Annotated in this window: 9 protein-coding genes; 6 read left to right on the forward strand and 3 right to left on the reverse strand. The window is 61.3% G+C overall.

From position 1 onward, the window contains the following. Positions 1-484 precede the first annotated feature (484 nt). Together ACWHXD_RS06020 and ACWHXD_RS06025 are read right to left on the reverse strand one after the other, a co-directional pair. The gene (locus tag ACWHXD_RS06020; RefSeq protein WP_138761376.1) at positions 485-1,252 is read right to left on the reverse strand and encodes a siderophore-interacting protein; all 768 of its coding nucleotides are present in this window, start codon (positions 1,250-1,252) and stop codon (positions 485-487) included. Next, on the reverse strand, positions 1,249-1,758 hold the full coding sequence (locus ACWHXD_RS06025) for a PadR family transcriptional regulator (RefSeq protein WP_078802544.1): 510 nt from the start codon (positions 1,756-1,758) through the stop codon (positions 1,249-1,251). The genes ACWHXD_RS06020 and ACWHXD_RS06025 overlap by 4 nt, the downstream gene beginning before the upstream one ends. 493 nt (positions 1,759-2,251) lie before the next feature. On the opposite strand from ACWHXD_RS06025, the gene ACWHXD_RS06030 reads away from it, so the two are divergent. From ACWHXD_RS06030 to ACWHXD_RS06055, 6 genes are all read left to right on the forward strand, one after another. Further along, the gene (locus ACWHXD_RS06030; RefSeq protein ID WP_032893367.1) at positions 2,252-2,749 is read left to right on the forward strand and encodes a CS1 type fimbrial major subunit; all 498 of its coding nucleotides are present in this window, start codon (positions 2,252-2,254) and stop codon (positions 2,747-2,749) included. A 115-nt stretch (positions 2,750-2,864) separates the two neighbouring features. Beyond that, positions 2,865-5,387 carry a CS1-pili formation C-terminal domain-containing protein gene (locus ACWHXD_RS06035; protein ID WP_138761377.1) on the forward strand — a complete coding sequence of 841 codons (2,523 nt, stop codon included), beginning with the start codon at positions 2,865-2,867 and terminating at the stop codon, positions 5,385-5,387. Between the two features lie 176 nt (positions 5,388-5,563). After that, positions 5,564-6,658 carry a hypothetical protein gene (locus ACWHXD_RS06040; RefSeq protein ID WP_138761378.1) on the forward strand — a complete coding sequence of 365 codons (1,095 nt, stop codon included), beginning with the start codon at positions 5,564-5,566 and terminating at the stop codon, positions 6,656-6,658. Between the two features lie 60 nt (positions 6,659-6,718). Next, on the forward strand, positions 6,719-7,477 hold the full coding sequence (locus tag ACWHXD_RS06045; protein ID WP_098949469.1) for a pilus assembly protein: 759 nt from the start codon (positions 6,719-6,721) through the stop codon (positions 7,475-7,477). Positions 7,478-7,482: 5 nt separating this feature from the next. Next, a complete protein-coding gene (locus ACWHXD_RS06050) occupies positions 7,483-7,965 on the forward strand; it encodes a CS1 type fimbrial major subunit (protein WP_032893364.1) in 483 nt (160 codons plus the stop codon). A 43-nt stretch (positions 7,966-8,008) separates the two neighbouring features. Further along, a complete protein-coding gene (locus ACWHXD_RS06055; RefSeq protein WP_032893363.1) occupies positions 8,009-9,253 on the forward strand; it encodes a hypothetical protein in 1,245 nt (414 codons plus the stop codon). Between the two features lie 140 nt (positions 9,254-9,393). Here ACWHXD_RS06055 and ACWHXD_RS06060 read toward each other — a convergent pair whose 3' ends face one another. Next, positions 9,394-12,483, reverse strand: coding sequence for a transglycosylase domain-containing protein (locus ACWHXD_RS06060; protein ID WP_138761379.1), 3,090 nt, complete (start codon positions 12,481-12,483; stop codon positions 9,394-9,396). Positions 12,484-13,083: the final 600 nt, after the last annotated feature.

Genomic DNA, 13,083 nt, shown 5'->3' on the forward strand with positions numbered 1-13,083 from the left:
GTGGGAGCTGGCTTGCCTGCGATGACGGCCTGGCAGGCAACACAGTTGGATTGTGGACATATCCATTGCTGCGGTAACGGCCCCTTAGGGTTCCGCCCTGACGGCGGCTCACTTTCGAAAAGCGCGAAAGTAAGCAAAGCGCTCTTGCCCCACCACTCGGCACCTCGCTTAGGCTCGGTGTGCCCGTAATCCGCCAGTGATTTGGGGGGCCGCCGCCACGCGCCATCCATGGCGCGGGGCGGCTAAACCGGCATCCCTGCCGGTTTACCCCCCAAATCCCTGTCGAATTACGGCCAGCGTGGTTTGACGGGGCGCTTAAGATCAAAAGCAGATCAAGATCAAGAGCGGCTCGCTTCGCATCGTGGTTACCGTCGGCTGCTAAAGCCCACAAAGTTATGTAGATACCTATGCTGCGATAGCATCACCTCGGTGTAACTGATAAACCGAGGTGTTTGCATCGCAGGCAAGCCAGCTCCCACATTATTTATTCTTCCTCGCTGCCCTCGGCACGCCAGTAACCCACGGCCTTGAGGTATTGCTCGTCGACCTTGTGCGTGTCCAGCAGCACCCGCCGTACCTGGCGCGACAGCTTGGTTTCGGTGGCGACGAAGCTGTACAGCGTGCCGCTGGGCAGCGTCAGGTTGCGCACCACGTCGAGCAGGTCATCCTGGCCGCGCAGCACCCAGATCACTTCCACCTTGGCTGCGCTGCTGAGCACCTGCTGTTCCGCCGCATCCGCGATTTCAATCACCGCCAATACCTTGCGCCCCGCGGGCAGCTCTTCCAGGCGCCGAGCGATGGCCGGGATCGCCGTTTCATCACCAATCAGCAGGTAGCTGTCGAAGATATCCGGCACGATCATCGAGCCACGTGGCCCGCCTATGTACAGATGCTGGCCGACCTGAACCTGCTCGGCCCAGGTGGAGGCAGGGCCATCGCCGTGCAGCACGAAGTCGATGTCCAACTCGCCAATGCTCAGGTCGTAACGCCGTGGCGTGTAGTCGCGCATCGCCGGTTGCGGGCCGTCGCCCTTGATGCTGAAGCTCGGGCTTTCCAGCGCTGCTTGCTCTTGGGCGTTCTGCGGGAACAACAGCTTGATGTGGTCGTCGCTGCCCAGGCTGATAAAACCCGCCAGTTCCGGGCCGCCCAGGGTGACGCGGCGCATGCGTGGGGTGATATCAACTACCCGCAGTACTTGCAGGCGGCGGCGTTTGATTTCGTGGGTTACGCGATGAATGGTTTGAGTGTTCATTGGTCTGTCCCGTCGGCAATGGCTTGGGCGGTGCGATTGAGCAGCGCCGCGACACGAATGATTTCTTCCGGGCTCCAGTGCCCGTTATGCGAATGCAAGGCGTGACGCAGGTTGTGCACCGCCTCATGAATCTCGGGTGGGCGGTCGTGGCCACGCAGCGAGCGCTTGCTGACATCCAGGCGCATGCGCACACCGTCCAGGGCAACGGCTTGCTCGCTCAAGAAGAGACGACCGGGGTCGGTGATTGTGTAGCGTTTTTTTCCGCCATCGGCGTCGCCGCTGATCAGCTCGCTCTCTTCAAGGAAGGTCAGGGTGGGGTAGATCACGCCGGGGCTGGGGCTGTAGGCGCCGTCGAACAGGCCCTCGATGCGGCGGATCAGGTCGTAGCCATGGCAAGGTTGCTCGGCGATCAGTGACAACAGCAGCAGCTTCAGGTCCCCAGGGGCGAACACCCGTGGGCCGCGGCCGCCGCGTTTTTCAAACTCGCCGCGATGTTCGTGTTTCATGGGCAGGTCCTCTGTGCAGGTTTAGATATAACGTAAGATATATCTTAATTCCAAGGATAGTGCCTGGCGACCAACGGTCGTTGGCGGCTGCACAGGCTTGGTCCACGAAGCAACTAACAACTATTGGACCTGATTGAATTTTAGAGCTATAACTTTAATTAGAGTTGTGGCTCGAATTTATATCTGAACTTGTTATCTGGCAGGCGCTGCTTAGTCTTGTGGTACGCTTCTTACAGCAACTTCTTTAGCGTATTTTTAGCGTGTAGCTTATTTCCTACGGATACTTTTAAAGTTTTGGCGAAATGCCATCTTTTTCGCTCAAGCCCTGTTTACAAGGGCTACGTGCGTATTCGAATGTGCCTGCATACCTGCTTTTAGTTTCGGTTGATCATTGTCTGGCAGTGCGTAGTTCAACTAACCACGCCTGCTAATTCTTTGTTAGGGACCTCCTTGGCAATGAACCACTCAATGTTGTCAACTACAGGTATTGACCATGTTCAAGAAGTTTGCTGTCGCTGTTCCCCTGGCTGTACTCGCGCTGTCTTCCTCGGTAACGGCTATCGCTGCCGGTGAAGCCAGCCACACCGTCAACCTCAAGGCAAACATCCCCACCACCGTGTTCCACGCCCAGCCACGTGACCCGAACTGGGGCCGTGACGAAACCATGACCTACAACCTGGTCAGCGGTGAGTTGGCGCCGCTGAGCGCTATCTACGACGTCAAGAACACCAACGGTTCGGTTGCTGCCTACATCGAAGGTGGCCCGGCTGTACTGTTCAACGGTGATGCCGCGCAAAACATTGCGCTGACCACCACCTTCAATGGCGTGACCCTGACCGGCTCCCCGCAGGAAGTGGTCAACGAAGCCGACTCCACCCCAGGTATTGGCGCTGAAATGCGCATCGTCGCGGCCAAGCCTTCGGCGAATCAACGCGGTTCCTACACCGCGGTGATGCCGGTGGTATTCGACGCGGTATTGCCAACGCCTTGATGCCAATGAATGCCCGTTGAACACGGGCATTTACTTGCAGGTCGGCTGACTTTCCCTCCTCGGTCCGCCGGCCTGATTTTCTCTCCAGTCTTTTGGCATACAGAGTGTTCCGTTCATGTTTCCGATGACGCCTATCGCGGCTGCGCTTGCGCTGTTGATGTGTACGAGTGCCCTGGCCGCACCTGCTGCCTCGGGCGCTTTGACGACGGGCAGCCTGCTGAGCCAGGCCCAAGGCCTGCCGGCTGGTTTTACCGATCACTTTTTCGACGTGCCGCTGGCCGTGCGCATAGACCTTGACCAGCAGTTGCTGGGCGAGGCGCTGATTGTGTTGACCCGGGATGATCGCGTCACCTTGCTCGAATTCACCGACACCGCTGACAGCAAAGTGCCCGCCGCTACCCGCGACACCTGGCAAGCACTGTTGGAAAAAGGCGTGGCGCTGGGCACCTGTACCCAGTCCTGCCCGGAAAAAATGCTCTCGGCGTTCTACAACCTGGAAAACTCCCAGTTGGCGATCATCACCCAGAATGTCGAGCTCAACGACGATGCACCGCGCTTCTACGCGCAACCGGAAGGCGGCAGCCTCGGGCTGATCGTCAACAACCAGCTCAACCTCAACGGTGGCCAGGACAACAAACTGGGCGGGCGCTACGGGTTGCAAGCCAGTTCCAGCGTCGGCAACTGGAGCCAGGTATTCAACCTGCAACTGGCGCGACAGAGTGGCGATAACGAACAGATGCGCCACGCGGTCCATGAGCTGTACACCCAACGAGAAATGCAAGGGCAGTTTTTCCGCCTGGGCCATTTCACCCCCAATTCCGATGGCCTGACCCGTCAACTGCGCAGCTTCGGCGCCAGCCCCGATACGGCGCTGGGCCTGATGTATGGCAGTTCCGACAGCCTGGCCATCAACAATGCCAAGCCCAGCGTGTACCCGATCTACGTCACCGCCAACCGCCAGGCGGCGGTGGAGATCTACCGCAACGGCCTGTTGATCAACACTCAAGCCGTGGCGGCTGGCCTGCAAACCCTCGACACCCGGACACTGCCCGGCGGCATCTATGAAGTGGAAGTGCGCCTGGTAGAAGATGGCCTGACCACCAGCACCACCCAGGAGCTGGTGTACAAGCCCAGCAACTGGCGCAACGCCGAAGACCCATGGCGCTACAACCTGTTCGCCGGGCGCGAGACCAAGCTGTTCAGTAACTGGGACGAACAAGCCTCTGGCGCAATGACCGCCGGTGCCTCCATCAACTACCTGCTGCACCCACGGGTGATCCTCGGCCTGTCGGCGCGCCAAGTGCGTGAACAATTGCAATACGGCGGTTCGGTGGACTGGACGGTGGCCAACAACACCAGCCTCTACACCAACCTGTATCAAACCCAGGACCACGGCACCGGCATGGACCTGCAAGCGCTCTACACCTTGGGCGCCACCAACCTGGTGTTCAGCCACAACCGCAGTTGGCTCGACACCCGCGACACCTACGAAACCCTGCCGGACGGCACCCGCCTGCGCCGCAATACCTTCGTGGGCGAGGCCAGCAACACGGCGCTGTCGGTCAACCACCGGCTCGATGCGAAAAACACCCTGAACATGCGCCTGTCCCACAGCGAAGGCAATGTCGAGGGCGCCGGTATCGACCTGGGCTGGAGCCGCCACGACAACCTGTTCGGCAGCGATGCCAACTGGCGTTTCTCGGTGTTCGACCGGCCCGGCAGCGCGGGCACCAACGACCGGCGCAACCGAGGCGTGGATGTGAGCGTCAGCGTCAATCTGGGCCGTGACGGTCGGCAGATCTCCGGCAGCATCGGCACCCGCACCGCCCGTGATGGCGGGCGCGACAACAACGCTTCGGTGACCCTGCGCCAAGACCTTACCGACCACTTCCTGCAAAGCGTCTCGGCCACGGCGATCACCGACACCTATGGCGTTGGCCTGTCCGGCATGGCCAGCTTCAGTACGGACGCGGTCAGCGGCGACGGTTTTGTGCAGCGCAGTTCCTTCAACGGCGACCTCAGCGGCGGCTTGAACCTCAACAGCACCCTGGTTGCCGGGGCCGGCAAGGTATTGCTGAGCAGCCAGTACCAGGGCAACGGCGCCGGCATGATCATCGATGTAGAAACCGACCTCGACGAGATCGCCCTGCGCGCCGACGACATGGGCGGCGGCAGCACCCTGCTGAGGCCTGGGCGCAACTACGTGCCGGTCTCGGCCTACAAGAGCAGCAGTGTGGCGTTCGACTTTGAAGGCAACCACCCACCGGCGGCCAATATCCAGCCGGCACGTTCCAGTTACCACCTGAACAAGGGCGGCGTGGACTATCGCAAGGTCAGCGTGATGAAAACCGTCACCGTGCTGGGCCGATTGCTGGATGAACGCGGCGCACCCTTGCGCGGCCATCACGTGATCAACCATGCCAGCCGCGGGGTCAGCGAAGTGGACGGGTTCTTCTCCATGGAAATGAGCTCCAGCTCGCCCACCCTGCAAGTGCGCTACCAGAACCAGTTGCTGTGCCAGTTCCGTCTGGACCCGAGCAACGTGCCGAGTGAAAGCGACGTGTTGATGATCGGTGATCTGCGCTGTACGCCGGATACCTTGGCCGAAGTCGCCCATGCGTCAGAGGCGGCCGGATGAATTTTTCACCCACAACAACCTGTGTTCGCAGCAACGAGTTGATCAGCATGAACAAGCCTGGCAACACAACGTGGCGCGCTGTCGTATTGGCCGCTTTGTTGTGTTCGTTCATCCCTTTGAGCCTTGCGGCCACGCAAGACATCACCGCTGAATTCCGACCGGATCCCAGCAATCCCATGGTGAACAGGTTCACCAATACCACCCCACAGAGCGGGGTGTGCCCCGGGCATATGCCGGCACGCTGTGAGGCGTTGGGGATTTTCAGTATCCGCACCTGGGACATCAACTTTGTCGCCAGCGGCCCGATAGCCGCCAACCATGCGGATCCGCGTCAAGGCCTGATGTTCAAGGTTCCCTCCGAGTGGCGCAGTTTCGAGGTGGTCTCACCCAAGGGCGACCGCAAAACCGTGGAGATGCGCATCTCTGGTATTGGCAGCCGTTTCAATACAACCAACCCTCCGGGCGTGCATGCCTGGAGTTCGTTACCCGCCAACTGGACGCATGCACCTTCCCCGTGCCAATACACCGGCATGTGGGCGGCGGCCCCCACATTTAGGCTGTGGTTCTGGCTGGTACCGGAAGGTGCCGGTGCGTGCAATTTAGTGACGCCGTTCGATGTTCCCTCCTCCAGTTTCAGCATGCTTGAGTACACGTATGAGCTGAGGACGCCTAATCCTCTGGACATGGACGCTGGGCAATACAGAGGGTCGATTACTTACGGAGTCGGGCCGCATCAGGATTTCGATTTTGGTGACATTTACCAGCCAAACGATGATGTGTTGACCTTCAACTTCGACCTTCGGGTAGAGCACAACCTCAAGGTGGACCTACCACCGGGGGGCAACCGTGTCGAGCTGTTGCCCGAGGGGGGCTGGCAGGCGTGGCTCAATCGCGGGCGGCAACCGGCGCGGCTGTTTCGCGACCAGACCGTCGTCATCTCCGCCAGTACCCGCTTCAAGATGCAACTGGAATGCAGCCTGGCCATCGGCAACACCTGTGGCCTGCGTAATGACGCAGGGGATGAGGTGCCGTTGCAGGTCGGCGTGACCCTGCCTTTCGGCCTGCGTGATCAGTACGGCCAGGCGGTGGACAAGCTGCCCCTGCGCCTGGACGGCAGCGGCTCCGAGCTGTTCCAGCCCGGCCACTACGTTAATAACCGCCCGGCCAGCCTGCACTTTGCCGTGGAGCGCGACGACGTCAAGGAGATGCTCAAACACCCGGGCAGCACCTACAACGGCGTGGTCACCGTGATCTGGGATTCGGAAGTCTAGGCGGGCATTTACCGCATATCAGCCCCTGGGCTGGGTTCAATCATTGAGGCGTAATCAAACATGAAACATGCAGTGTTATCGGTCGGGCTGTTGCTGCTGTCGTTGACCGCTCAGGCGGGGCCGGCAATCAATGTCGGCGTGGTGTATGACTACCTGGAAGGTGATCGCAGTTCCTACCTCAAGCGTGTCTACAACGGTGGCACCAGCACCGCGTTTATCAAGGTCAATGTGCTGGAGATCGTCTACAACGCCGATGGCACGTCCAGGGAAGTGCCCGTTGCCTCGATGACCGACGCCAAGGGCGCCGCCACCAACCGCGACGGCCTGATGGCCAGCCCGGCGCGGCTGATCGTGCCGGCCGGCGGGCGCCAGGGCACGCGGTTGCTGTACATGGGCCAGCGTGACAAGGAGCGGTATTTCCGCGTGCGCTTCATTCCGGTGGTGCCGGAAAAAGAAGACGACTTTGCCGTCACCGACGAAGAGCGGGCCGATTACAAGGACGCGCTGGCGGCCGGGGTCAACGTCATGGCCGGTTACGGCACGGTGTTCTTCGTACGCCCACAGAACACCCGTTTCGACACGCAGATCAGCCAGACCGCCAACCAGTACACCTTGCGTAACGCTGGCAACAGTGTGGTGGTGCTCGATGAATTCAGGGATTGCTCGGTGGTGAAGAAAACCGACTGTGAAGCCACCACCAAGCACCACATCCTGCCCGGCCGCCAGCTGGTGTTCGAGAAAAAGCCCGAGCGCCAGTTCAGTTTCCAGCTGATCGAAGGCCGCGACAAAAAACCGATGACGGTCAACAGCAACGGGTGATGACAATGTTCAAGCAACTGACGGCACTGGCGGTACTGATGACCCCTGTGTTCCTGGGCGAGCCGGCGCAGGCGTTCCAGGAGCGGCACAGCTTCGATGTGTCGGTGACCATCCCGATCGAAGAGGCCTATGTGCTGCCCTCCGAACCTGACTGGATGGGCCATGACCAGGTTTTGGCGTGGGACTTGGCGACGGCGCGTCTGGGCCGCCTGCGCAAGAATTTCGACGTCAAGAACATCAATGGCGGCGTGACCGCGCGCCTGGGCGACATGCCGTATTTGCTGAGTGGGCGCAACCGTATCGACTTGCAGGTGCTGTTCAATCGGGTGCCGTTGACGTTGGACTCGACCCAGGTACTCAACGCCGACGAGGCGCGCACGGGCCGGCGCGCCGAACTGGAGATCTCAGCCATCGAGCCGCAGGACGGTTACAAGGGCGGGGATTATTACGGCACGGTGCACTTGATGTTCGATTTCCCCGCGCCGTGAGCCCGGTGTGTGAAACCCCCAGCGCCGCAGATTCGGAGTGTTTATGCAGTTGATCACCGCAACCAAAAAATGGCTGGGGCCTTGGGCGCTGGCGCTAGGCGTCGGGTGGGCGAGCCTGCCCGTGCAGGCGCTGGAACAAAATATCTCGGCGGTGTTTCGCCCGGACCCGACCAACCCCATGGTCAATAAATTCCAGAACACCACACCCCATAGTGGCATCTGCGCCTGGCACGTGCCGGCGCTTTGCGAGTCACTCAACACCTTCAGTATTCGTACCGACGCGTTGGCGTTCGACTCGATCGCGCCCATCGAGGCGAACCATGAAGACCCGCGTAAAGGCGCGTACTTCAAGGTGCCCTCTGCCTGGCGCGACGTGCAGGTGCGCCACGTCGCGACCGGCGAAATCGAAACGGTGCAGGTGCGCATCGCCGGCTTCGGCGGCCGATGGAGCCTGGGCGGTGGCGCCAGGGTGAGCGTGTGGACAAACAATGGGTACGCTTGGAACTATCCCTGGCTGTACGGTATGGGGCCTTGCCAGGGTGTCAGGTACATCGCCGCTGCCAGTACTTACGCGCTGTATTTCTGGACCATTCCGGAAAATGCCGGAGCGTGCAATGTGGTCCCAGGCGCGCCTATTCCGCGGATGAGGTATAACCCCGTCGAGTATGGCTATGAGCTCAAGACCCCCAACCCGTTGGGCATGGCCAGTGGTGAATACCGCGGTTCGGTCACGTACAGCATCGGGCCAGGCGGGGACTTTGACCTCGGCGATGTGATGATGCCCAACGACAATACGTTGACCTTCAACTTCACCCTGTCGGTCGAGCACAACCTCAAGGTAGATCTGCCACCGGGAGGCAATCGCATCGAACTACTGCCCGAAGGCGGCTGGCAAGCCTGGCTCAATCGCGGGCGACAACCGGCGAAACTGTTCCGTGACCAGACCTTCGTCATCTCCGCCAGCGGACGTTTCAAGATGCAGCTCGAATGCAGCCTGGCCATCGGCAACACCTGCGGCCTGCGCAACGGCGCGGGCGACGAGGTGCCGCTGCAGGTCGGGGTGACCTTGCCTTATGGCTTGCAAGACCAGTACGGCCAAGCCGTGAACAAGCTGCCCTTGCGCCTGGACGGTAGCGGCACCGAGCTGTTCCAACCCGGCTATTACGTCAACAACCGCCCCGCGAGCCTGCATTTTGCCGTGGAGCGAGATGACGTGAAGGAAATGCTCAAACAACCCGGCAGCACCTACACGGGGGTGGTCACGGTGATCTGGGATTCGGAGGTCTAGGTTTGAAATAGTGCGGTGGCTGATCCATCGCTTTCGCGGGCAAGCCCGCTCCCACATTGGTTTTGTGTCGTGCCTAAGATTGGCGGCGCACACGGTCCCTGTGGGAGCGGGCTTGCCCGCGAAAGCGGTCGCCCGGCCAATCACTGACTTGACTGACACATCATCCCACCCGACCCTTGCAGATAAGGCATCAACATCGGCGCCATGCCTTTGAGCACTTGCACCGGCAACGCCGAGGTGAACTTGAAACCTTGCGCCGAACTGCCAGGCACAAATGCGGTGAGCGTGCCGAAGTGATGGTCACCGATAAAAAACACAAACGTGGCAGTGCGGTTGATCGACTTGGAACTGATCAAGCGCCCGCCCGCGCCCATTGCCTGGATGCGGTTATCGCCCGTGCCGGTCTTGCCGCCCATGGCCATTGGCGTGCCGTCGGCCTGGGTGAAACTGCCCGACACGCGCTTGGCCGTGCCAGCGTCCACCACCCGTGACAACGCCCCGCGCAAGGCACTGGCGACTTCGGACGGCATCACCCGTTTGCCGGGGTCGGGTGTGTTGACCACGCGGGTCTCGTAAGGGGTGCCGGCGGCAAAATGCAGGCTGTCGATGCGCAGCACTTTGCCGCGCACCCCGTCGTTGAGGATGATGCCCATCAGTTCGGCAAGCGCGGCGGGGCGGTCTCCCGAGCTGCCAATGGCGGTGGCCAGTGACGGCACCAGATGATCGAAAGGGTACCCCACCGCTTGCCAGCGCTGATGAATGTCCAGGAATGCTTCGACTTCCAGCATGGTGCGGATCCGGCTGTCACGCGCGCCTTGATGACGGCTCTTGAACAGCCAGCTGTACACCTCCTGGCGCTCGAACTGACTGGCCTTGACCACCTCGGTGAAGGTGGCTTGCGGATGGTTGAGCAGGTAGCCGAGCAACCACAGGTCCAGGGGGTGGACCTTGGCGATATAGCCCTGGTCGGGCAGGTCGTAGGTACCGGGGCCGTAATCCTTGTACAGGCGTTGCAGGCGCTCGTCGCTGAGGGCAGCGGTGGTTTTGACGCCGGTCAGGTGGGAGCGCACGAAGCGGTTGAAGGTGTCCGGGTTTGCCTCAGGAAACAGGTAGCGATGCACGGCCGCCAAGCGGATCGCGGTGGGATGCAGGCTGTCGAGGAAGGTTTCCAGGCGCGCCTGGGTGTCTTTTTTCTGGTACTTCTTCCAGAACTTGAGCAGGAAGGTGGTGCCTTCGCGGTCGGCGAATCGGGCCAGGTATTCCTGGCGGCGTGGGTCGCCGTCATCCTTGAGCAATTGTGCGCTGTTGTTGGCGCCCGCGTAGGTGACGTAGCGCGTCAGGTCGCGCATGAGGCGAATGAACGGCAGGTTGATCGACTCGCGCAGCGCGTCACGCAATGTGGGGCTGCGGCCGTTGTCTTCGTTGCGAAAGTTGTGGAAGTAATGCATCCCGCCACCCGTGAAAAACCCTTCGTTAGGGCTGGCTGAATAGGTGCGGTCCAGGGCCGCCTCTAGCATGGCTGCCAGGGATTTGTCCGGGGCCTGCAGCAAGTAATCGATGGCCCAGCGACTGAGCCGGTCCTGCTCGGCGATATCGGCTTTTTTCAACGCCGCCGGGGTTTGGGTGGCGTAGCGATCATGCAGTTCGCTGATGATTTGCAGGTAGGTGGTGAGCACCCGCAACTTGGCGGTGGAGCCCAGTTCCAGCTTGCTGCCTTCGTTGATATCGAAGGGCTGGTCGGTGTTGTCGGTTTGCACCCGCACCCGTGAGCCGTCGGCGGTGCGTTCGAACAGCGTAAAGCTGTAGCGCACTTGCGGCGTGCTGGCAGGCGTCAGCAGGCGTTCGCCGAGCAGGCCGATGTTGCCCGCGAATACCGGGTCGGCCAGTTGCTTGAGGTAGGCGGTGACCTGGGTTTGCAGCTCGGCCTGCAAGGTGCTGGTGGCTGCGAGGTCAAGGCGGTCGAGGTCGTACAGGGGCCGGTTGAGCAGGGCCGCCAGGCGGCTGCGGGCCACGCTCACGCCCTTGTTGCTGTCGATCGGTTGCAGTGTGGGCTGTTGCAGCCAGTCGCGATAAGTGACGCGCGCGGCCAGGGCGGCCTTGAGCAGCGGCGGGTCGATCACCGCGTTCTGCGCCAGCAGCCGCAGGTGGCTGTCGGTAAGTTGCTTGAGTTCGTCGCGACCGTTGGCCAGGTAATGGGAAGGGCGGCGCTGGGCGATCATCAACGACAACACCTCACGCAGCGCCAAGCCCCGCGCCGCCAGGCTGGCCGGTGTGGTGGCGGTGTCCTGAAGAGCGCGGTTGACCTGGGCGAAATCGGCGCCGTACCACACCCGCAACCCTTCGGCCATGCCATGCACTTCGCCATGGCCCGGCACGGCCGACAGAGGCACGCTGTTGAGGTAATCGCGCACTATGTTGCGCCGCGCCGCAAGCGTATCGGGGCCATGCTGGTAAGCGCGCACGCTGGCGGAGAGCATCTGGCGGATTTTTTCGCTGCCCGACAGGGTCAGGCCGTCGGGCGAGTGGCGGTACTTTTCCAGCTGGGTGGCCAGGGTGCTACCGCCCGCCGCCTGCCCCGGCAGGTGCAACTGGCGCGCCACCTGCGACCACGCCGCCTTGGCAAAGCGCGGCCAGTCCACGGCCGGGTTGGCTTGCGCGGGCTCGGGATCGAGCAGCGTACGGTTTTCGATAAACAGCAGGCTGTGGATCATCAGCGGCGGAATGTCATCGAAGCGGGCGTAAAGCTGGGTCGGGTAATTGAATTGATACAGCGGTGCTGCGCGGCAATCGGTGAGGGTCAAGCCGGCCTGGATTTTCTCGGCGTAGGGGATAAACAGGCCATGACGGCTGTAGTCCATCAACGCCTCGGAAAAGCGTGCCTGGGACTCGATCATGTAGTTGCGCTTGAGCAAGCGCGGCAGGAACTCGCCCAGTGCGCTATAGCCCAGGCGCTGATCGAAGGGGCCTGCGCCTGGGTACACGATTGCATCGCTGGCGCCGGGGGCCACCTGGTAGGTCAACTTCGCCGCCCATTCGCTGAATACGCGGGCCTGCCAGCGTGAGGTCTGCACCTCCCGATGCACGGCGAAAGCCAGGGCGACCAAGGCCATCAACACAATCAGCCAGCCCACGCGACGCCAGGGTCTGTTTTTTTTCGGCAAAGGCGCTGGTGACGGGCTGTCGGGGTCGAGGTCAGCCTGGGTGGCATTGGTGTGCTGCAGAGCGCCCATAGTCGATTGATCCATTCCTACAGATTGATCGGACTTGTCTGAAGCGTAGACGCAGTTTGCCTGCGTCACGAGGTTTGTCGGGCAGAGGATTTTTCTGTGGGAGCGGGCTTGCTCGCGAAGGCGGCCTGCCAGCCGACACTCATCTACCTGCCGCCCCGCGATCAAACTGTGGGAGCTGGCTTGCCTGCGATAGCGGCCTGACAGCCAACGCTTATCTACCAGACGCCCCGCGATCCAACTGTGGGAGCGGGCTTGCTCGCGAAGGCGGCCTGACAGGCGACACAGATACCGAGTACATATCCATTTCTGCCGTAACGGCCACTTAGGGTTCCGCCCTGACGGCGGCTCACTTTGCAAAAGCGGCAAAGTAAGCAAAACGCTCTTGCCCCACCACTCGGCACCTCGCCTAGGCTCGGTGTGCCCGTAATCCGCCAGAGATTTGGGGGGGCCGCCGCCACGCGCCATCCATGGCGCGGGGCGGCTAAACCGGCATCCCTGCCGGTTTACCCTCCAAATCCCTGTCGAATTCCGGCCAGCGTGGTTTAACGGGGCGCTTAAGATCAAGATCAAAAGCAGATCAAGAGCGACTCGCTTCGCATC

The organism is Pseudomonas fjordensis, from assembly GCF_976987115.1.

Bases quoted from the DNA above. Each gene is read 5' to 3' on its own strand.
- ACWHXD_RS06035 (WP_138761377.1), top strand. From the start codon at position 2,865: ATGTTTCCGATGACGCCTATCGCGGCTGCGCTTGCGCTGTTGATGTGT.
- ACWHXD_RS06025 (WP_078802544.1), bottom strand. From the start codon at position 1,758: ATGAAACACGAACATCGCGGCGAGTTTGAAAAACGCGGCGGCCGCGGC.
- ACWHXD_RS06040 (WP_138761378.1), top strand. From the start codon at position 5,564: ATGGTGAACAGGTTCACCAATACCACCCCACAGAGCGGGGTGTGCCCC.
- ACWHXD_RS06055 (WP_032893363.1), top strand. From the start codon at position 8,009: ATGCAGTTGATCACCGCAACCAAAAAATGGCTGGGGCCTTGGGCGCTG.
- ACWHXD_RS06050 (WP_032893364.1), top strand. From the start codon at position 7,483: ATGTTCAAGCAACTGACGGCACTGGCGGTACTGATGACCCCTGTGTTC.
- ACWHXD_RS06030 (WP_032893367.1), top strand. From the start codon at position 2,252: ATGTTCAAGAAGTTTGCTGTCGCTGTTCCCCTGGCTGTACTCGCGCTG.
- ACWHXD_RS06045 (WP_098949469.1), top strand. From the start codon at position 6,719: ATGAAACATGCAGTGTTATCGGTCGGGCTGTTGCTGCTGTCGTTGACC.
- ACWHXD_RS06060 (WP_138761379.1), bottom strand. From the start codon at position 12,483: ATGGGCGCTCTGCAGCACACCAATGCCACCCAGGCTGACCTCGACCCC.
- ACWHXD_RS06020 (WP_138761376.1), bottom strand. From the start codon at position 1,252: ATGAACACTCAAACCATTCATCGCGTAACCCACGAAATCAAACGCCGC.